Raw genomic sequence first — 19,115 nt, 5'->3', positions numbered from 1 at the left:
TGGCAAGCCAAAAGCGGCGGCATGCGGCGGCACAGCCGCTTTGTGCGAGCTTCCGCTCGAGATGCTGGGTGTCGCTCCCGTTGGTCGCTGGGGCGCAGTGAGGGGCGAAATCTCGAGATCTTGTACGCCCTCAATGAATCATTGCTAATCTATTGAAGATTTACGCTTCCGCAACGGCCCGCATTTTATCCAAACCCGTTTTCGCAACTTCCAACGGATCCTGCTGCCACAGTTCTTCATTGAACAATTCCAACGACAACCAACCGTCATAGCCGATTTGTTTGAGCAGCGCGATCATTCGTTTTAGATCGACGCTGCCGTCGCCCGGATAGACGCGGTCGCGGTCGGCTTGTTGCTCGCGTGGTGGCTGGGCCGGGGCGTCGTTGAAGTGGCAGATGGCGATTTGTGCGGGGCTGAGTTGCGCAATGCTTTCTATCGAACCGCCACCGCGGAAGATGTGAAAGGGGTCGAGCACAATCGTGCCGTCAGGATGCTCGGCGTGCGTGATGATTTCCAGCGCGTCTTCGATGCTGTTGATGTCCTCGACGAAACCCAAAAATTCCATCGCTGGTTTGATGCCGATTTCGTGGCCGATTTCTAATAGCTCGCGGTAGTTCTTGGCCCCCAGCGTACGATCAGCGGTTTCCCGCGGCGGACCGGCAATGATGTAAGCTGCGCCGACCGCTTCGGCCTGCTCCATCTTCCATTTACACGCGTCCATGTTGGCTGTGTGTTCGTCTCCCGCCGATTCGAACCAGCCCTTCATGTGAATCGTCGTCGGCACGCGGAGGTTGTGCTCGTCGAGGGCGACGACAATATCGTGCAGTTGGCCCCCTTGGGTGAGATGAGCTTCAATATCATCGTGCCACAATTCAATCCCCGCATAACCCGCCTCCCCAGCAATGCGGATTTTTTCCAATAACGGCACCGGTCGGATTGTGCTACTGTTGAGTGCGTATTTGAAATCCGACATGATCGACATCCGCCATTTGGTGTGGAAACCAGTTTTCGAACTTCTCTGAGAATATCGTGGGACCGGCGGTGAATCAAATCACCGTGGAAGCGTTCACTGTCTATGAGCATTGATGTTTTTCCAGAGGTGTGGTGCATCCAGGATGGGCAATTGGCCAATGAATGAAACAATGCTACGGCGCTTGAACGAGAAGCGAAGACAAATCGCGGTGTGGCTGTTGCTGCCGATACTGGTCGGCGGTTGTGGTGGCGCTGAGGATGCGGCGAATGATTCTCCCGCGCCGTCGGTCGCGTCCCCAGTTCGTCCGCCGGAGGATAACAATAATCGTCCCGACGGCGCACAACAAAAAACGCCAAAGCAGCCTCCCCAATCACAACGCGTTTATCGTCCCGATGATCAACGGCCGCAGCATGATGATACACGTTTGGCTGAAGTGGGGATTCAGCGGTATGAATCGCAGCGATTGATTCTTTATACCGACATCGATCCGGAAGTAGCGAAACCGCTTCCGGGCTTGATGGATGAAGCGTATCGGGCCTGGGAAGAGTATTTCGGTCCGTTGCCGCCGAATCGCGCAGGGAGCGATTTTCAGATGACCGGTTATCTGATGGGGGACAAGCGGTTGTTCGTTGAGACAGGTTTGCTCCCCGAGGATTTGCCCGATTTTCCGCACGGCCGGAATCGCGGGATCGAGTTTTGGATGAACGATCAGGAGCACGATTATTATCGGCGGCATCTGATGATCCATGAAGGAACGCATTGCTTCATGACGGCCATGCCGGGCGTGTTGGCGCCGAGTTCGTATATGGAGGGGATGGCGGAATTGTTTGGAACGCATCGCACCGATGCGCAAGGACGCACAACGTTCCGCATCATGCCCACCGAATCGCTCGAGGTCCGAGGGTGGGGGCGTCTGCAAATTATCGCCGCGGAATGCGCCGCCGGCCGCCCGCAATCTGTGATGGACATTTTCAACTATGGACACAACTCATTTCTGAAGACGGAGTCCTATGCTTGGTCGTGGGCGCTGTGCAAGTTTTTGGATGCACACCCGCGATACCGAGATCGGTTTCGGGAATTGGGAGGCTATCTGCAGGGGACGCAATTCAGCAGAAAGTTTCAAGAATTCTACCGAACGGACCTGTCGGAATTGAACCGGGAATGGGCGTTGTTTACCTCCGGTCTGAATTACGACTATGACGTGGAGCGGGCTGCGATCAAGTTTCCAGCAACGCAAGCCTTGGCGGCCGGTCGCGAAACTAGTGTGGAGATCCAAGCCAATCGTGGATGGCAATCGAGCGGTGTCGAGGTCGAGGCGGGGGCTGCTTATGAAATCACAGCTGAGGGAATGGTGACTCTAGCGCAAACCCCACGGCCTTGGGAAGCGACCGCTGAGGGAATCACGATTCGGTATCATGACGGCCAACCGTTGGGAAGGCTGCTGGCGGTTGTGGTGCCGAAAAATGCGACCGCTGCCTTAGCGGATGGCATTGAACCGGTGGGCGCAGCTGCCACGCTGCGCCCCAGAGTATCCGGGACACTGTTTTTGCGCGTGAACGATGCGTGGGGCGAGTTGTCCGACAATGGGGGGACGTATCGCGTACGCGTCACCCGACGCGCGGGCGACTCATGAGTTCATCGGTTTCGACAACTTAATGTTTCGAAGCAACCAACAAACGATTGATGACGCGATCCACACCAGCGACCGTTTTCACGAGCGAACAGATATCGTGATTCGCTTCCTGGGATTCGATGACCCCTTGCAGACAAATGCCTTGATCGACACGTCGCACGACGAGTGATTCAATTTTCAGGCGGGGGGTCGCCATCAGTCGACGTCGGACTTCTTGTTCGACTTGATGGGCAGATTCGTCTGGCACCGCGGTGCCGGCTTCTTGTCGCGGTGAGGGGGCTGTTGCCTCAATCGTTTGGCCCGGGAGGCGTTCTGCCAGCTTGCTCATTGTGTGGTTCCTTGTGCCACGGGAAAAATACGATCCTTCATTTCGCGGCGAAGACCAATAGCCTTCTCAATCGCAAGCTCCGGTCACCATCGCTGGAGCACGTCTTCACCGTGGTCCTGCCGACCATCGTGCGTTCGACACTAAGAAAAATGGCGGCAAGAAAAAAGATAACGATCTCAATCCATTCTGTGTAGGTCAATAATTGGTTTTTGCCCATATCGCAGTCATTTGCTTTGAATGCTGACCATGTATTGGGCAGACAAATGAGGAGTAAGCAATTGCCGCGCCAACCTATGTTGTGCGCTGGCCCTGCGAGTGGATTTTGCCCCGCCGCGACGATTAACTCTGTCGTTTTCGCCCAAAAATCAACAGAGAGCCGGTGGCGAGACCTTTTAGAAATCTTTGCGAATGGCTGCAGCCCATCGTATTGGCAACGTAAGAATTACAATTCGCGGCGGCGCGCATTGTAAACGTGGCGTGCGGAGAGAGGCGTTTTAGCGGGTGGTGAGAAGCCGCATGACAGCCGTTTTGATTTCAGTGTGGATACGCGGGTCCCATTCAGCGGCGACATGCGCTTGGAAATCGAAAGCTGAGCTGTAATTGGGGGTGCCATCCTTGGAGTACCCCAGTTGGGGGTCGCCCAAGTCGATGGCCTGGAGACGATTCTCGCTCCACTGGCCCCAACAAAAGACGTTGTGCGTGTAGTAATGCAGGGCGTTGTTGATGTTGATCGGCAATTCTTTAGGATGCCGGTCCACCGCTCGTCCGGTGGATGAGGCATCCAGAAAAATGACTTGCTTGATCGCTAAAGGGTGGTCGCTGCGGGCGATTTCATCGGCGACTTGCCAAGCGGTGTGACCGCCCCAACTGTTGCCCACAAGGACGATGCGGCTGCGGGGAAACTGGCGAATGTGCTCGTGGATCCTGTCGACAATCGACGCGGTCATCGGCGGAGGACTGGTTTGGATTTTTCCGGCACGGGTGCCGTTCCAGTTGAAATACTCGCACACCAAACGCTCGTCGTCCAACTGGTTGCAGAGTTGGAACATGCCGCTATTGCCCTGGTTGGCGCGTGCCGTGCCGGCAATTTCAGCCGGAGTCGGATCGGAATCCATGCCCCCGATGAACACCACTAGGAGTTCGGGAGTCACCCGGTTCACGCCCACTTTCTCGGCAGCGTCGATGTCAAGCACGCCGTTCAACAGCATACCGACAGTCGCTGTACCGACCATCAACAACGGGAACCAAGTTTTAAGAAATGGTCGACGGGATTTATGAGGCATGAATACGCCAGGAAATGCAGGTGGAATCGGCCATCATGAACATGACGGCGCAGCAGCGGATGCACAGACTGTATTGTCGTCGCAGAGGCGAGATGGGATCAAGACCAAAGTCGATCCGGAGACGCCCCGTCAGGGCAAACTGTGAAGCTGTTCTCAACAATTCAGCACATCAAAACAGTCGCTGCTACTCCCAGGCATCCATGATTTCCTGGAGTTGTGAATTGTCAGCACTGGGTGTGTTAACGGTCTCGGGCAATTCGGCGGCCGCTGGGGGGGAATTTTCTCGGGGGGGAATGGGCGTGGCAGGGGGGACGCGCCGGACGTGCGACCAAGCTTCTTCAAGGCGTCGTCGCGAGGGCCGGTCCAGGGCGCGGTCGCGCGCGGTTTCGATCAGCCGCGTCAATTTGCTGTGAAACTCTTTTCTGGTAAAGCTGGTTTTGATCAGGTAGTCGGTGGCGCCTGAATGAATCGCGGCAATAACGGTTTCACGGCTGGCATCGCTGGAGAGGATCATCACCGGCAATTCCGCCAGGAGTTCATTGCGGCGAATGGTCCGCAACGTTTTTAAACCATCCCACCCCGGCATCCGGATATCGAGAATGATGGCATGGGGGGGATGGGCCAGCGCCTTGCGGTATCCTTCTTCTCCGTCGGCTGCGACGAACACGATGTATTTTTCGCGCATGACCGAAGCCAGCATGCTGCGGAAGAGCGGGTCGTCGTCGATAATGAGTACTTTGGACCGGCGGGCCCCAATTTCATTAACCATTAGGTGATCAGCCTCAAACAACCGCAAGGACCCGGAAGATCGGCACGCTCTCCGACCGGCACGGCGATCGGCTACTTTTGAGTGAACTGTACAATGATGGGTTGGTCGGAACCCTCAGGCTGATTCTCGGTCGCTAAATCAATGATCTCATTGATTTTGTGCAACAGTTCCACACCGCGCTCGGAGATGCCCAACGTCGTTTCCGGATCGGTCGTCTCTTCAGACGCAAGAAGCAGTGTCTCTTCAGGTGCAAGGAAATCTGTGTCCGCAAATCGGGGACCATTCATAAGGGCCACGCAGCTAGTCCTTCGTCAGTTTTGTAGGTCATCTCTGGTGAATTTCGCGCGCGGTGGCACGAGAACTTGCATCAACAAACCACGGCTCCGTCTGGCCGAGACGGTCGTTGACAACGTAGTGAAGTATAGGTTGCTAATTGCCAGCATTGCCCAATCGATTGAGTTTACCTAGCCCCGATACGACAGCCACGGTGACTCGGCCGGTGCAATCCGCACAATCGTTGCCACAGCCAGAGGCATTGTGTCGAACCAACTGGCTATTTACTGGGCAGTTTGACGATGCCGTCCCAATCGCCCGGGGCTTGACGATTGTGCTGGGCAATCAGGACGTTGAGAAAGTCCTGTGCCCGGTCGCTGGGCGGGATGTCGTGCAGCGCCCGATACGACTGTTCCCAATCCCCGGCCAGAAAATTGGTCACCGCATGTTCATACGATTCCAGATGCGCCGCGGTGAGTTCCGGAAAGGCGGCTTCGGAGGGGAGCAATTCACTGACCGTCACCGGGGTCTGCATCCCGTAGGGTAACACGCGGGCCAATTTGCGAATGCGGCCCTCTTCGGGAGTCAATTCGTCTTGGATTCGCTCTACCAATGCTTCATCCAACAGAATCGGAACGCGGAGCTGTTTGGTCATCCCTTCCAGCCGGCTGGCGAGGTTGACGACCGGCCCAAAAACGGTGACTTTGACATGGTTGGTGGTCCCGATTTTCCCCGCCACCGCTCTGCCGTGTGCGATGCCGATCCCCATCTGGAAATCGGCCAACGCGTGATCTTTTTTCCCGGCAGTCGCAGCAAAGGCAGCGCGAATTCCCAAAGCGGCGCGGCAGGCATCCAGTGCCGCCGAATCCGTGGCGACCGGCCAGCCCCAAAATCCCATCGCCGCATCGCCCTGATAATCGCCGATCACACCGCCATGTTCGGAAATATGATGCGTCATCACGCCCAAGGCTTGGCTGACGCGATCGAGGAGATGGATCAATTCATCGCGGGCTCCTTCGGCCTGTTTGCTAAAACCGCGAAGGTCACAAAATAACACGGTGACGTCGCACTCGCGCGGATCGAGGCTTTTTGTGTCGAAACCGTCTCCCAACGATGACAAAATTCGCGGCGCGAAGAATTGTCGCAAACCGGCCTGTTGCCGTTCCAGGCGATTGACCTGCCGCACTGCGCTGATAATTTCCGCCATCAACTCGGCAAATTTGACATCACCGCGCAACTGCTGTTCGCTGGTATCCAATTGTCCGGCGGGATTGGCGGCGCGATCAAAACGACCGGCTAGATAAAGCCCCCAACCTTGCGTGGCAGCGCCACGGACCGGTGTGCAAAACGCCCAATCAAATTCCTGTGTGATGGTGTAATCCGCCTGATGGTGCTCTTCGCTTTCCCAGACGTGCAGGATGCTTTGCTCTTTCTCCAACACGGCCGCCTTGATCAGTCGCGTGCTGGGACGAAATTCTCCGGCGACTTCCAGACGACGCTCCCAATGTTCAATCACCGGCGGTTCATCGCCCGCAATCGAAACGACCGCAGCCGCTTCAGCTCCGGCAATGCCTGCCAGGAGGGTGGTTGTCAGGCGGACGAACAATTCTTCATCGGTCCGCGCGCCCCAAATTACATCGGGCAGGTGTGTTAATACTTCAATGCGTCGGTCGGCATCGAGAAATTGAATCCGCCGCAAGTCGTCGCGTGAAAAGGCGACCTCTTCCACCGGTTGTGTGGGAGTCGAGAGCCGTGGGGTCCGTGCGTCGCTGAATAGGAATGTGGTGTGTCCCAGTACAAAATGGTCGCCCGGTTCCAATTCACAAGACTCGACCTGCGCACCACGATGGAACAGTGGATTGGCAGCGACAGCGAACCTGCGGACGCGGAGGCACTCGCCGACGAGGCGCACTTCGACATGTTTCCGTGAGATCGATTTATCCCAGGGAATAGCAAAGTCACATTGCTCATCGCGACCAACCGCAAGCGGCTTGTCTGATTCGATCACGACCGTCGCACGGTTTTGGGATTCGGCACATTCGGCCATTAGCTCAGTCAAATGACGAACTCCTCCCGCTGCCGGACAATGCTTCGGTTTCGGTATTGCGACCGCGGCGGGATCGCGACAAGCCGAGACGGACTGTCCGGTTGCTTACGCCGCGTAATAAGAAGTACCACAGTGCGCCAATCAGCGCAAAAAACGCCGACAGTCCGATCATGCCATAGAACATTAATTCCGATTGGACTTTATGCACGGGTTGAATCGCTTCGGTGTGCCGCTCCTGGGCAACGGTCCACCAGTCGGTTCCGGGGACCCGGGCAAAGGCGGCTAACCAGCGCTGCTGGTCGTCGCCGCGTTTCACGGCTTCTGGATCAAGTCGGTCCGCAGGATCGCGATGTTGGTTTTCGATGATCACATCCATCTCACCCGCATCTTGTGTCCGGTGTTCTGAATGCTGGTACTGTGCGAGTTTTTCGCGGATCGCAGGACTCAGTTCCAAGTCTTCAATGGTGGCCGTGACTTCATCGTCGTCGAGGCCTTCAAATCGCGTGGGAGACATCAAAGGGTGATCCAAAAATTTGCCGTTGCGTCCATCAATCATTGCAACCCGTCGCACTCCTCCCAGCGTTTTTTCGGAGAGCAATTTTCCCAAGTCAATGGTGCGGGCGAGTACGCCCAGCGGTTGCGAGGTCTCTTTATCACGGACGACGACCGAGATGGCCACCATGTAGCTATTCGTCTCTTCACTGACGAAGGGAGAGGAGATGTGAAATGTTTTCTCATCCCAATGGGTTTTTACATCTTTGACGTCCACGGTTTTAGGAAGCTGTTTGCCGCCCCAGTGAAAATAATCGCGCCAATGATATTCACCGTCGATGGTCTCGCCATGCGGATCACGCCACAGTTGAACGCCTTGGGCATTGGTGAGAAACCAACTGCGATCCAACAGATAGTCGATTTCGTCGTCTTTGGCGACTGTGGTCCGTGACCGGGCTTTCAGCGTTCGCGGGACACTGTATCGGCGGCGGAAATTTATTAGCAATTCTTCCAGCTGGGAACGTTTGTCTTGGGGCAATTCCCCTTCACGATAGATCGCCTCGGCCAATTCTGGATTACTCGCCGCGCCGTGCAATTGGCCGATCAAGCCGACCAGTTCGCTTTCCAACATCCGTGCGGTTGCCTTGGCCGCCAGTTTGTTGTTCTCTGAGGCCTGAAAAACCACTGCCGATTCAGAGGTGGCCACCGCCTTGTCGCCTGCCTGAAATCCCAAAGGCACCAGCGCTATCAGCAGCAGCAAAGGGGCAATGATGCCCATCACAATCGCCGGTCGACGGGCACGCTGTTTGGCGCGGACTTTGAATGCTTCCAAGGCGGCCTGCGCATTGGGATAACGCCGCGCGGGATTCATTTCCAGGCAGCGATCCACGATATGCACCAAGCGTTTATCCACGCCCGCGACCCGACGATGTGCCGAGGGCCGCTCGGCGGATTGTAACGTTCCCCGGTAAACCGCCAATCGTTCACGCAGGCTATCCGCTGCGAGGATTTTTTGTTCGACTTCGGGGGTGCGAAACGGTGGGTGTCCGCACAAGCAATGGTACAACAGCGCGCCGAGCGCGTAGACGTCCCAGCGCGCATCAGGCACCGCCGCCAGATCCGCCTGATCCGGCGCCATGTAAAACAAAGTCCCCAGCGCCGGGTCCTGAGAGTTTGACAGCCGCGACTGACCAAAATCTGCCAAGCGAGGTTGCATGTCACCGTCGAGCAGCACGTTGGCCGGTTTGATATCGCAATGCAAAATCCCGCTGCCATGGGCATGGACCAGCGCCCGCAACACCGCTTCGGCAATACGGACCGATTCGGTCACTGACAACGGTCCTTCCCGAAGAAGCGCTGCCAACGAGCCGTTTTCCAAGTACTCCATGACATAGTAAGGAGGTTGCGCATCCCAGCCGACTTCATAGAGCCGCACAATATCGCGGCTCGTATACAGCATGGCCAGTTTTTCGACTTCACGATTCAGCAGCGACCAATCCAGTCCGCCGCGGTGCGTGTAGAATTTGATGGCAACCTGCTTGCCGGTGTTTTGCTCCCCAGCTAGCCAGACCGATCCGTAGGCTCCTTCACCCAGGCAGAGGTTGATTTTGTAACCCGGCACGTCTCCCGGCGGACGCAATTTCCGCCGACTGAGTCGCGCGGACCGATCGGAACTCTCAGCATCCTGCCGGAGCGTATCATCGGGCTCGGTTGAGATCGGTCGGCTGGGGCTATCGGTCATGAACAAATTGACATCATTGCGGGTTTCACAAAATCGAACGCGTTGGTTGAGGATAGGTCGAGCACAGCCGGGATTCTAGCCAACAGCCTGCTATTCTAGCCAAAACAAAATCAAGTTGTCGTTGCTAGACCAGTTTCAAAACCCGGTTGCGCCTGTTCAGGGGTCCATAATACAATTGGTTGCGTGACACGTCAGAGGGTTTTGAAACGACTTGTAGACAGAATTCCCACGCCGCTGTCAGTGAATTGTCGGTCGTCTGCGACAATGGTCAAGTGAACGAGCAACGTTCTTTGGAGCGCACGAGCCTCTGGCGCTCCTGGGGTGTCTTTAGCGGTTGGGGTCTCTATGATTTCGATAAGGACAGATTGGATTTTGTGACAAACTACGGTGCGATCTGGGTGGGAGATGACTTTACAGCCATTAAAAACTGTCGCATGTTGAGAAAATCGGGTAAACTGTTGGTATCCAGAAACGGCCTCTGAGAGGGACTCGGATGCGGCACACAAGCGGGGAGCAAACGTATCCATGTTGAGCTTGTTCGCGGATCAGCCCAAGTTGGCACGGCGGAAGTGTTTACAAATCGGCGGGCTGAGCCTGCTTGGTTTGAATACACCACAGTTGCAACAACTGCGTGCCGCGACGCTCGCACAAACGCCGACCACACAAGCACGGGCCAAATCCTGTGTGTTTATCTTTCTCTTCGGCGGGCCGAGCCACATCGATATGTGGGATATGAAGCCCGAGGCTCCGCTGGAAGTGCGCGGCGAATTCCAATCGATTGCCACGAACGTACCGGATATCCGCATCGGCGAACACCTGCCGCTGTTGTCGCAACAGATGGATAAATTCTGTCTGCTGCGTTCGATGACTCACAAAATGAGCGTGCATGGACCGGCCTGCAGCGAAATCTATTCCGGTCGTCCCTACTTTGGTCCCCCCATCACCGATCAAGCCCTCCCGGAAGACTGGCCGTCCATTGCGTCGATGGTCGCCCGTTATGGACAGTCCACAACGGGGCTTCCTGCTTCGGTGGTTCTGCCTTGGTACACACAGTTCGTAGGGCAAGACAAACGGATCGCCGGCCAAACTGGGGGGCGAATGGGTGAACATTGGAATCCGTTTCTCATCCGTGGAGACCCGCGAAAGCAAGATTTCCAAGTCGAGGGGGTTCGCTTTCCTCAGGAGGTCACGCGTTCGCGTTTTGACCGGCGGCGAGAACTACGGCAACAATTGGGGAAATTGGCCGACCGTCGGACCGATGCCGGGGAATTGGCCGAATTGGTCGATACGAATTACGCCGGCGCCCTGCGACTAGTCGAAACATCGCAGGCCACGAATGCGTTTTCCTTGTCCGAAGAACCGACGGCGATTCGCGACCTGTATGGCCGGACGAAATTCGGGCAAAGCTTACTACTAGCGCGTCGACTCGTTGAAAACGATATCCCGTTGGTGACCGTCAACTGGGATGACGAAACGAAATACGATAAGGTCTCGCCGCATTGGGACACGCATCATCAAAATTTCCCCAAGCTGAAAAACGACCTTTGCCCATTGTTTGATCACGCCTTTGGGGGATTCCTGCAGGACTTGGATCAGCGCGGGCTCTTGGAAACCACGATGGTGGTCGCGCTGGGCGAATTCGGACGCACGCCCAAGATCGGACTGGTCACGCAAAACGGCATGACGGAAAAAACGGGCCGCGATCATTGGCCACACGCATTTACCGCATTGGTTGCTGGAGGCGGAGTGCGCGGGGGGCAGGCTTACGGAGCGACAACTTCCAACGGCGGCTATATCGCCGACAAACCGGTGACTCCCGCCGACCTGACCGCGACGGTTTTCAAGCATCTTGGCATCGACAGTTCGCTGACCTATTACGATGAATTCCAACGTGGGCAACAGCAATTGTGCGTGGGACGCGCGGTGAGCGATTTGGGGTGAGCGATTGCGGCGTTTCGTTGATCAGATGGATCAAATTCAAACGGGCTCGACGTGCGAGTCGCTCAACTCCGCGAACGAATTTTCGCCATCGATGGCCTGGGAGTCAACTTCATCGTCTGAGTCTTCGACAATGTCATATTCCTCGGCGCTGGCACGTTCGATCACCAGTGGAGTTTCCGATGAATCGAGCCCCTTCATCTTTTTGACCGGTGCGGAGCTTCCGTTCCCGTTCGATTTGTCGTGCTTCGACTGCCGATTTTCTGAGCCGTCGCCGACAAAGAATTTCAAGTCGCCGATCACAACGTCGTCACCCAGGTGGATTTCCGATTCTTCAACGTTTGCACCGTTGACCGTAACGCCATTGGTGCTGCCCAGGTCACGGATCAACAGACGGTTCCCCGCCTGTGCGATGCAACAATGAATACGGGAAACCTTACGGCTCGACACCAAGATAATGTCGCAACTGGGATGCCGACCGACTAACAGGATCGCTTTATCCAGTTTGATCGGGTCTCCGTCGAGATGCGGAGTAAGACAGATTGGCATAGACCGGCTCCAACAAAATGATTCGCTCTTTTTCATCTTATCGACTGTTTGAGGCAAAGGGAATCATTTTTCGAGCAATTCGCAGCGTCGAAACCCCGAACAAATGACGTTTTGAGCCAGTTTTGGCGGGATTTAAGATGTCTGGGGGCCGAATTCCGCATGACGAATGTTCAGATTTCGCCTCAATCGACCGCTGTATCGCTGGTGAAATGGCCGAATTGTCCCGGATCCATCCGCTTTGATTGCCAGTCCAGTCGCTACAGCCGTATGATGTCCGGCTCATGAGCCGGGAGAAGTGTTGTACGAGAAAACTGTTTTTCACGCGCGCCCCGAATTGCCGTACACGAACGGCACAATAACGACGTTGGAACAAACCAGGAGTTGACTGATGCATTTGGCCACTTTGCGAACAAACGCCGGCAACCGCGCCGTCGCCGTGATCGAAAACCAATACGTAGATTTGCAGGCGGCCGACCCGACACTTGCGAATGACATGGCTGGCCTGTTGGCCGAGCTTCCCCAGAACCTGAAAAAAATCGAAGACGCAGCCGAGCGAGCTTCGGCGGCGGGTGAGTTTGTCACGGGAGAACTTCTGGCGCCGATAACCCGTCCCGGCAAGGTGATTTGCATTGGTCTCAATTACCGCGACCACGCCGTGGAGAGCAACGCGCCGATTCCCGATGAGCCGATTTGCTTCAGCAAGTTTTCCAGTTCCGTGATTGGCCCCGAAGAAACCATCGAACTTCCAGCGGCCTGTAAGACTGTGGATTATGAGGCGGAGTTGGTCGTCGTCATCGGCCGCGGGGGACGGAATATTTCGCGTGAAGACGCCTTCGCTCACGTTGCCGGATACACGGTCGGCAACGACGTCTCGGCCCGCGACTGGCAAATCGGACGCCCCGGCGGTCAATGGCTGTTGGGAAAAACTCCCGATACCTTTGCACCGATCGGACCGTACGTCGTGACGGCCGATAAAATCGAGAACCCGAGCGACCTGGCGATTTCGCTGCGGCTCAACGGCGAGACGATGCAAGACTCCTCGACCAAAGAACTAATCTTCGGCGTCGACGAAATCATTGCCCATATTTCGCAACTGTTCAGTTTGGAACCAGGCGATATCATCTTCACCGGCACTCCCCCAGGAGTCGGCATGGCCCGCAAACCGCCGGTGTTTCTCAAAGATGGCGACGTCACCGAAGTCGAAATCGAAGGCCTCGGCGTCCTCAAAAACTCCGTGAAGCAACTCTAGTCTTCCCAGCAGCGAAGCCGTCGCACAGTTCCCAAACCGACGGCTTCGCCGTCGTTCCGAGCGATAAATTCACAACCCCATTTCGCCACAAACCCAACAACGTCACAAACCCCAAGGCCCCCCAACATGCAAGCAGTGGTTCTCAACCAATTCGGCGAACCGGCCGACGTCTTGCGGATCGAATCGCGCGACCAGCCGGTCCCGGCTTCCGGACACGTCCGCGTGCGGATGCTGGCCAGCCCGATCAATCCGTCGGATTTGATGATGATCCGCGGCCAATACGGCATTCTGCCCGAACTTCCGGCGACGCCCGGATTCGAAGGGGTCGGCATCGTCGAAGCCAGTGGCGGCGGACTGTTGGGCAAATTCTTGGTCGGCAAACGGGTCGCCGTGCTGAACGGCACGACCGGCAATTGGCAACAGCAAACCACCGTCCCTGCCAAACAAGCGGTTCCCTTGGGTAAGGAGTTATCCGTCGAGCAAGCCGCCATGTTTTTCGTCAATCCGGCAACCGCCTACGTCATGACCCGCCAAGTACTCAAAGTACCGCGCGGAGCATGGCTGCTGCAAACTGCTGCCGGTTCGGCGCTGGGCAAGATGGTCATCCGTTTGGGACGCAAGTACGGCTTTCGCACGCTCAACGTCGTTCGCCGTGAAGAACAAGTCGCTGAGCTCAAGTCGCTCGGCGGCGATGCCGTGATTGCCGCGAGCCCCGCAGAGTTACCCGCTGCCGTTTCCGAAATCACCAGCGGACAGGGCGTGCCTTATGCCATCGACCCCGTGGGCGGCGCACTTGGCACGGCTGTGGTGCAATCGTTGGGCAAAGGGGGCCGCATGTTGGTCTTCGGCACGCTTTCGGGGGAACCACTCTCGTTTTCCCCCCGCGACATCATGACGCCCGACGCCAATATCGCCGGGTTCTGGCTGTCGAATCATATGAACTCTCTGAATTTGATCGGCAAACTGAAGCTGGTCAAAATGGTGAAAACCTTGCTCCGCGACGGAACCCTCACAGCTGATGTGGGCGAGACATTCCCGTTGGATAAAGTTTGCGACGCCGTACGGGCCGCCGAACAATCGGGGCGTGCGGGAAAGGTGTTGTTGTCCATCAGCGAATGACCCCGAATCGGGACAACAAAAATTGATTGGGGCACTGTGGTGCTCAGTGGTCGCCTTCATTCGTTCAGGGGTGGCAGATACCAAGCTTAGTGGGTGGGGGTGAATTTTATTTCGCGCGGCTCAGCAGGAGCTTCGCCCTCCCTTGTTGCGGGGTTTTCGTCGTGAAAATGAAACTTGCCACGCGTGCTTACGGTAACTCGCCGGGGCGGAGCACTGCGACGATGTCTTCGAAGACTGTGTCGAGATTTAACGGCAGGGTCTTGACCAGCGGCAGATAGGCCGACCGTCCGTCTGCGATACGGAGGCGATTGCCCGTAAAGGCTTTCAATTGTTGGATCTTTTTCGGGTCGCGGTAACAGAACACGGCATAACGATCTTCGAGATGAATGTCGTCGATCTGCCAAAAATGTGCCATCAATTGCAAGCCGCGCAATTCCAGAAGACGTTTGGCCTCCACGGGCATCGGGCCAAAACGGTCGATCACTTCCGCCTCGAATTCGGCAAGCTGTTGGAAGTCCTGTGTGCGTGATAAACGGCGGTAGACTTCGATCTTGGCCCGCCCCGGCGGTACGTAGGATCCCGGCAAGTACGCCGAGATCGGCAGGTCGATCGCCACGTTGGCCATTTGCCGCAACGGTTGGTTGGTCATCGTGCGGACACAGTTTTCCAGCAGCTGGCAATACAGCTCGTAACCGACGCTGGCGATGTGCCCGCTCTGTTCGTTGCCCAAGATGTTTCCCGAGCCGCGAATCTCCAGGTCGCGCATGGCGATTTTGAAGCCCGCTCCCAGTTCGCTGAATTCTTCAATCGCCTTGAGGCGTTTCGCTGCTGTGCTGGAGAGCGAGCGGCCTTCTTCGAGAACCAAATAACAATAGGCGCGATTCTTATAACGGCCAACGCGTCCACGCAGTTGATGCAAATCGGCGAGACCGTAATTGTCCGCTTGATGGATGAAGATCGTATTCGCGTTGGGGATATCCAATCCGCTTTCGATGATCGTCGTCGCCACCAGCACATCGGTTTCGCGACGGACGAACGAGAGCATTGCCGGTTCGAGTTCACCTTCCTTCATCTGCCCATGCACGATGCCGATGCGCGCTTCGGGGACCAGCGATTGAATTTGATCGGCGATACTTTGAATGTTGTACACACGGTTATGCACAAAATAAATCTGCCCGCCGCGATTCATTTCGCGAATGATCGCCTGCCGGATCAATTCGCCGTCAAAGCGGCAAATGCGGGTTTCCACGGCTTGACGGTCACGGGGCGGGGTCTCCAGGTTTGAGATATCCCGAATGCCGACCAACGACATGTGGAGCGTGCGGGGAATAGGGGTCGCACTCATCGTGAGCACATCGACTTCCAGTCGCAGCCGCTTGAGCATCTCCTTGGCAGCGACGCCGAAGCGTTGTTCTTCATCGATGATCAGCAGGCCCAGATCGTTGAACTCGATATCCTTTTGCACCAGCCGGTGCGTACCGATCACCAAATCGACCGCGCCCGATTTGAGCTTCGCCAACGTCTCGCGTTGTTCGCGTTTGGTTTTGAAACGGGAGAGCACATCGACGTTGAACGGATACTCCGCCATGCGTTCGCTGAAAGTACGGTAGTGCTGTTCGGCCAGCACCGTGGTGGGAACAAGCACCGCGACTTGTTTTCCGGAGTCGACCGCCTTAAAGGCGGCGCGGATTGCCATTTCCGTTTTACCGTAACCAACATCGCCACAAATGAGCCGGTCCATCGGCTGTGCGCCCTGCATGTCACCGCGAATCGACTCCATGGTCGTCAACTGATCGGGCGTTTCTGTATAGGGAAATGAAGCTTCAAATTCACGCTGCCATTGGCTGTCGACTGGAAATGTGTGTCCCGATTTTGTCTTCCGTGCCGCTTGCAGTTGAATCATCTCCGCTGCCAGATCGCGAACCGCTTCTTCAACCGCCTGTTTTTTGCGTTCCCAACTCTTGGATCCCAACCGGGACAGCACCGGCGCCGACTTGGCACCGCCGACATATTTTTGCACCAAGTGAATCAGTGAAACCGGCACGTAGACCCGTGTCTTGCCGTGGAATTCTAATTCCAGATGCTCTTCTTTTTGGTCGCCTTTCTCTAGCAACTTGATCCCGCGAAACCGGGCGATCCCTTTGGAGAGGTGGACGACCAAATCCCCTTCGCTCAATTCCAGAAAACTATCGATTGCCCGCGATTCGACAGCCGCCTTTTTATTCACTGCCCGGCGGACTTCCTTGCGGTGGAACAATTCGTGATCGCTGACAACAATCACCCGCTCGGAAACCATGCGAAATCCAGCCGTCAACCGCCCCACACACAGGGAAATACGTGAGGCTCCCGGGATTTTGCTTTCAGCAATCAACTCGCTCAGCCGTTCGCGTTCCCCTTCGTTGTGGCAAGCAATCACCGCGCGTTCGTCGCTGGCCAGCAATGTGCCCAATTCCGCTATTGCTTCACCCGCGCGACCATTGAAGCGTTCCACCGATTCAATCCGCAAATGGCAAGTCGCCTCGAAGCTGTCTCCCGCCAGGGCGGAGATCGTCACCGTGGGATGCTGCATGCATCGTGCTAACGTGGCATCCACTTGGTAGAAACCGCGCGGGTCATCCAGCCGCTCCAGGTAGTGCTTTCCTTCGCCGACTAGTTCTTCCGGTTCGATGAGCGCGATCCAAGGTTGTGGCGGAATGAAGTCGAGAAAATGTTCGCCTGCCAAGCGATCACCGTTCGACTCGTCGTCGCGCCCCGGGGGAGTGACGAGCGTAATGGCGGCTTCGTTGAGGTCCTCTAATTTGCGCTGCGTCTCGACATCGAATGTACGGATCGATTCCAACTCATCGCCAAAGAATTCCAGCCGCAGCGGGTTTTCGGCATCGGGCGAGAAGATGTCGACAATCCCCCCATGCATGCTGAATTCACCCGGCATTTCGATACCGGTGACATGCTCGAGTCCGAGATCGACCAAGTCCCGCACCAGTTCTTCGGGGTCGATTTCGTCACCGGCCGAAAAGGTCCGCGTGCCACGTATTAATTCGTCGCGACTGGGGACCGGCTGCAAGAGGGCCGGAATGCTGGTGACAATAATCTTTGGCGGGTTTGTGGAAGTCAGGGCCCGCAGAACGCGGAGGCGGGCCCCAAACGTCACATCGGTAATGCGGTGATCCTTGGGGAGTGAATCCCAGGCGGGAAACAGAACGGGATCGAATCCACACAGCCCGGCGACATCGTCGGCGAAATCATCGACTTCACTAATCCGAGGCAACACGACCAGCAGCGTGCCGGGCGCCTTGTCAGCCAATGCGGCTGTGGTCAGCGCGCACGCTGAGCCCCAGGCTCCGCCGATCGTCCCGCTATCGCCCTGTTGGAGCGCCGCAAGCACCTCGCCGAACCCGTCAGACCACAACAACAGCGGCACCAAGTCACCCAAATGCCGCACTGGAGCACGCGTTTTCTTAGGCATACTTTTAGCTGGGGCAAATTGTAGCGGGCGAGTGGAATTTGGCCAATGACTTTTTAGTAGGCAGTAGGCAGTAGGCAGTCGGCAGTAGGCAGTAGGCAGTCAGGCGAGCCGCAGAGTTTAGGGCATGGGTAGTATCTGGACGTGTGTCGGCAAATTCCTCAAGCCTGTCCCCTCATGCCTCACGCCTTCCAGGTCGTTGACAAACCGCTGACGGCCTTCATAATGGCGCGTGCTAGCGGCCATTTCGCGAACGGATTGTTCAGCGACGTGTCCTATGAGAAGTCTTGGAGATTAGTGTAATTGGTAACACGAGTGACTCTGACTCACTTATTCTGGGTTCAAGTCCCAGGTCCCCAACTTGATTTTTGTTGAACAAAGCGCTCTTGAGGAGGCTTGGGGTCGGAAGAACTTCGTCCGACGCCGGTTTCTGCGTAATCCTCGCTAGGCTTGACCACTAGCCAACTTGCGATGCGCGTGTCCCTTGCCAAATGGACTGTGAAACGCTGTAATATCAGCGTCGGCGGGGAATGACCCACTGAAACCACGGTATCTCCACGTCGCGCCGGTGTGGAGCCGCAGTCAGTTACATGCATTAAACTGTTACACTCAGGAAAGTTACGTCAAAATGGGTTGTGTCGAACGTGATCGGGAAATGAAACGCCGCCGCAAACGTCGTGAAAAGTTGCAGAAGCTTCGCAAAGTCTATGCCAACGCTGCTAGCGAAGGTGAAAAGGCCGAATTGCTGGCCAAAGCACGGAAAATCAGCCCGTTGTTTACATTTGATGAGTAGGCGCGATTCGCCGCCCCAAACTCCCTCGATTGGTAACGAGCCTGCAACGATGAATACTCTTCCAGCGGTTGAGGCGTCTCAACCGCTGTTTGTCGTTGAACACGCACTGAAAATCAAAGGCCGCGGACTTGCCCTGATTGGGTTTACCGCCGACCAGCATGGTCTCTTTGCTAAGGGCCAATTGCTTGAATTGACCCGCCCAGATGGTTCGGATCGCCTTGTCCGAGTGCTCGGAGCCGAATATCCCCCGTCGGTCGAATTGCCCGATCCGCCTCCTGAGACCCCACGATACGGTCTGCTGGTTGGCCCCAAAATCGGCATCTCCCACGTTCCGCCGGGTACCGAAGTCCGATTCGCTGCCGGACAAGAACCGGCAAAGCGGATTCAATTCTCCCTGCCGGACGCCGATTAGCGCGAATTTCAATCGCCCGTCAGCTGCGCAGTTCCTCTTTCGGGGATTCCAGT

At 56.3% G+C, this 19,115-nt stretch carries 16 protein-coding genes and 1 tRNA gene; 8 read left to right on the top strand and 9 right to left on the bottom strand.

Translation table 11 applies throughout. The features are described from left to right. Window positions 1-160 precede the first annotated feature (160 nt). On the bottom strand, window positions 161-973 hold the full coding sequence (locus tag Mal52_RS20650) for a sugar phosphate isomerase/epimerase family protein (protein ID WP_145378411.1): 813 nt from the start codon (window positions 971-973) through the stop codon (window positions 161-163). A 169-nt stretch (window positions 974-1,142) separates the two neighbouring features. Here Mal52_RS20650 and Mal52_RS20645 point away from each other — a divergent pair, with 169 nt between their 5' ends. Further along, complete coding sequence (locus tag Mal52_RS20645; RefSeq protein ID WP_145378410.1) at window positions 1,143-2,606, top strand: hypothetical protein; 1,464 nt, start codon at window positions 1,143-1,145, stop codon at window positions 2,604-2,606. Window positions 2,607-2,625: 19 nt separating this feature from the next. Here the strand turns inward: Mal52_RS20645 and Mal52_RS20640 are convergent, their stop codons facing one another. Further along, on the bottom strand, window positions 2,626-2,934 hold the full coding sequence (locus Mal52_RS20640) for a BON domain-containing protein (RefSeq protein ID WP_145378409.1): 309 nt from the start codon (window positions 2,932-2,934) through the stop codon (window positions 2,626-2,628). Between the two features lie 494 nt (window positions 2,935-3,428). Beyond that, window positions 3,429-4,217, bottom strand: a complete 789-nt coding sequence (locus Mal52_RS20635) for an alpha/beta fold hydrolase (RefSeq protein ID WP_145378408.1) — start codon at window positions 4,215-4,217, stop codon at window positions 3,429-3,431. Between Mal52_RS20635 and Mal52_RS29920 the strand changes: the two genes are divergently transcribed. Continuing rightward, a complete protein-coding gene (locus Mal52_RS29920) occupies window positions 4,216-4,362 on the top strand; it encodes a hypothetical protein (RefSeq protein WP_197534362.1) in 147 nt (48 codons plus the stop codon). The two genes, Mal52_RS20635 and Mal52_RS29920, sit on opposite strands and share 2 nt — an antisense overlap. A 39-nt stretch (window positions 4,363-4,401) precedes the next feature. Here the strand turns inward: Mal52_RS29920 and Mal52_RS20630 are convergent, their stop codons facing one another. From Mal52_RS20630 to Mal52_RS20615, 4 genes are all read right to left on the bottom strand, one after another. Continuing rightward, window positions 4,402-4,986: a response regulator gene (locus tag Mal52_RS20630; protein WP_145378407.1), complete on the bottom strand. Its 585-nt coding sequence runs from the start codon at window positions 4,984-4,986 to the stop codon at window positions 4,402-4,404. 71 nt (window positions 4,987-5,057) lie between these two features. After that, window positions 5,058-5,282, bottom strand: a complete 225-nt coding sequence (locus tag Mal52_RS20625; RefSeq protein ID WP_145378406.1) for a hypothetical protein — start codon at window positions 5,280-5,282, stop codon at window positions 5,058-5,060. A gap of 257 nt (window positions 5,283-5,539) precedes the next feature. Continuing rightward, complete coding sequence (locus tag Mal52_RS20620) at window positions 5,540-7,318, bottom strand: adenylate/guanylate cyclase domain-containing protein (protein ID WP_231961928.1); 1,779 nt, start codon at window positions 7,316-7,318, stop codon at window positions 5,540-5,542. After that, window positions 7,311-9,539, bottom strand: coding sequence for a serine/threonine protein kinase (locus Mal52_RS20615; protein WP_145378405.1), 2,229 nt, complete (start codon window positions 9,537-9,539; stop codon window positions 7,311-7,313). The genes Mal52_RS20620 and Mal52_RS20615 overlap by 8 nt, the downstream gene beginning before the upstream one ends. A gap of 525 nt (window positions 9,540-10,064) precedes the next feature. On the opposite strand from Mal52_RS20615, the gene Mal52_RS20610 reads away from it, so the two are divergent. After that, complete coding sequence (locus Mal52_RS20610) at window positions 10,065-11,480, top strand: DUF1501 domain-containing protein (RefSeq protein WP_145378404.1); 1,416 nt, start codon at window positions 10,065-10,067, stop codon at window positions 11,478-11,480. A 36-nt stretch (window positions 11,481-11,516) separates the two neighbouring features. Here Mal52_RS20610 and Mal52_RS20605 read toward each other — a convergent pair whose 3' ends face one another. Continuing rightward, on the bottom strand, window positions 11,517-12,026 hold the full coding sequence (locus Mal52_RS20605; protein WP_197534361.1) for an FHA domain-containing protein: 510 nt from the start codon (window positions 12,024-12,026) through the stop codon (window positions 11,517-11,519). A 388-nt stretch (window positions 12,027-12,414) separates the two neighbouring features. Between Mal52_RS20605 and Mal52_RS20600 the strand changes: the two genes are divergently transcribed. Next, window positions 12,415-13,275, top strand: coding sequence for a fumarylacetoacetate hydrolase family protein (locus tag Mal52_RS20600; RefSeq protein ID WP_145378402.1), 861 nt, complete (start codon window positions 12,415-12,417; stop codon window positions 13,273-13,275). Window positions 13,276-13,401: 126 nt separating this feature from the next. After that, a complete protein-coding gene (locus Mal52_RS20595) occupies window positions 13,402-14,394 on the top strand; it encodes a zinc-dependent alcohol dehydrogenase family protein (RefSeq protein ID WP_145378401.1) in 993 nt (330 codons plus the stop codon). Between the two features lie 187 nt (window positions 14,395-14,581). On the opposite strand, the gene mfd is transcribed toward Mal52_RS20595, so the two are convergent. Then, window positions 14,582-17,860 carry a transcription-repair coupling factor gene (mfd, locus tag Mal52_RS20590; RefSeq protein WP_145378400.1) on the bottom strand — a complete coding sequence of 1,093 codons (3,279 nt, stop codon included), beginning with the start codon at window positions 17,858-17,860 and terminating at the stop codon, window positions 14,582-14,584. 285 nt (window positions 17,861-18,145) lie between these two features. Here mfd and Mal52_RS20585 point away from each other — a divergent pair. From Mal52_RS20585 to Mal52_RS20580, 3 genes are all read left to right on the top strand, one after another. After that, window positions 18,146-18,217 (top strand) — tRNA-Gln (locus tag Mal52_RS20585). A 268-nt stretch (window positions 18,218-18,485) separates the two neighbouring features. Continuing rightward, window positions 18,486-18,650: a DUF6800 family protein gene (locus Mal52_RS29915; RefSeq protein ID WP_197534360.1), complete on the top strand. Its 165-nt coding sequence runs from the start codon at window positions 18,486-18,488 to the stop codon at window positions 18,648-18,650. A 49-nt stretch (window positions 18,651-18,699) separates the two neighbouring features. Beyond that, window positions 18,700-19,062, top strand: a complete 363-nt coding sequence (locus Mal52_RS20580; RefSeq protein WP_145378399.1) for a hypothetical protein — start codon at window positions 18,700-18,702, stop codon at window positions 19,060-19,062. Window positions 19,063-19,115 lie beyond the last annotated feature (53 nt).

This window comes from Symmachiella dynata (assembly GCF_007747995.1).
GTDB classification, from domain to species: Bacteria; Planctomycetota; Planctomycetia; order Planctomycetales; family Planctomycetaceae; genus Symmachiella; species Symmachiella dynata.
The sequence above is the reverse complement of the archived record's forward strand: the minus strand, read 5'-3'. Positions and strand labels throughout refer to the sequence as shown.

Bases quoted from the DNA above. Each gene is read 5' to 3' on its own strand.
- Mal52_RS20645 (WP_145378410.1), top strand. From the start codon at position 1,143: ATGCTACGGCGCTTGAACGAGAAGCGAAGACAAATCGCGGTGTGGCTG.
- Mal52_RS20610 (WP_145378404.1), top strand. From the start codon at position 10,065: ATGTTGAGCTTGTTCGCGGATCAGCCCAAGTTGGCACGGCGGAAGTGT.
- Mal52_RS20630 (WP_145378407.1), bottom strand. From the start codon at position 4,986: ATGGTTAATGAAATTGGGGCCCGCCGGTCCAAAGTACTCATTATCGAC.
- mfd (WP_145378400.1), bottom strand. From the start codon at position 17,860: ATGCCTAAGAAAACGCGTGCTCCAGTGCGGCATTTGGGTGACTTGGTG.
- Mal52_RS20605 (WP_197534361.1), bottom strand. From the start codon at position 12,026: ATGCCAATCTGTCTTACTCCGCATCTCGACGGAGACCCGATCAAACTG.
- Mal52_RS20615 (WP_145378405.1), bottom strand. From the start codon at position 9,539: ATGACCGATAGCCCCAGCCGACCGATCTCAACCGAGCCCGATGATACG.
- Mal52_RS29915 (WP_197534360.1), top strand. From the start codon at position 18,486: ATGGGTTGTGTCGAACGTGATCGGGAAATGAAACGCCGCCGCAAACGT.
- Mal52_RS20635 (WP_145378408.1), bottom strand. From the start codon at position 4,217: ATGCCTCATAAATCCCGTCGACCATTTCTTAAAACTTGGTTCCCGTTG.
- Mal52_RS20640 (WP_145378409.1), bottom strand. From the start codon at position 2,934: ATGAGCAAGCTGGCAGAACGCCTCCCGGGCCAAACGATTGAGGCAACA.
- Mal52_RS20600 (WP_145378402.1), top strand. From the start codon at position 12,415: ATGCATTTGGCCACTTTGCGAACAAACGCCGGCAACCGCGCCGTCGCC.
- Mal52_RS20595 (WP_145378401.1), top strand. From the start codon at position 13,402: ATGCAAGCAGTGGTTCTCAACCAATTCGGCGAACCGGCCGACGTCTTG.
- Mal52_RS20580 (WP_145378399.1), top strand. From the start codon at position 18,700: ATGAATACTCTTCCAGCGGTTGAGGCGTCTCAACCGCTGTTTGTCGTT.
- Mal52_RS20650 (WP_145378411.1), bottom strand. From the start codon at position 973: ATGTCGGATTTCAAATACGCACTCAACAGTAGCACAATCCGACCGGTG.
- Mal52_RS29920 (WP_197534362.1), top strand. From the start codon at position 4,216: ATGAATACGCCAGGAAATGCAGGTGGAATCGGCCATCATGAACATGAC.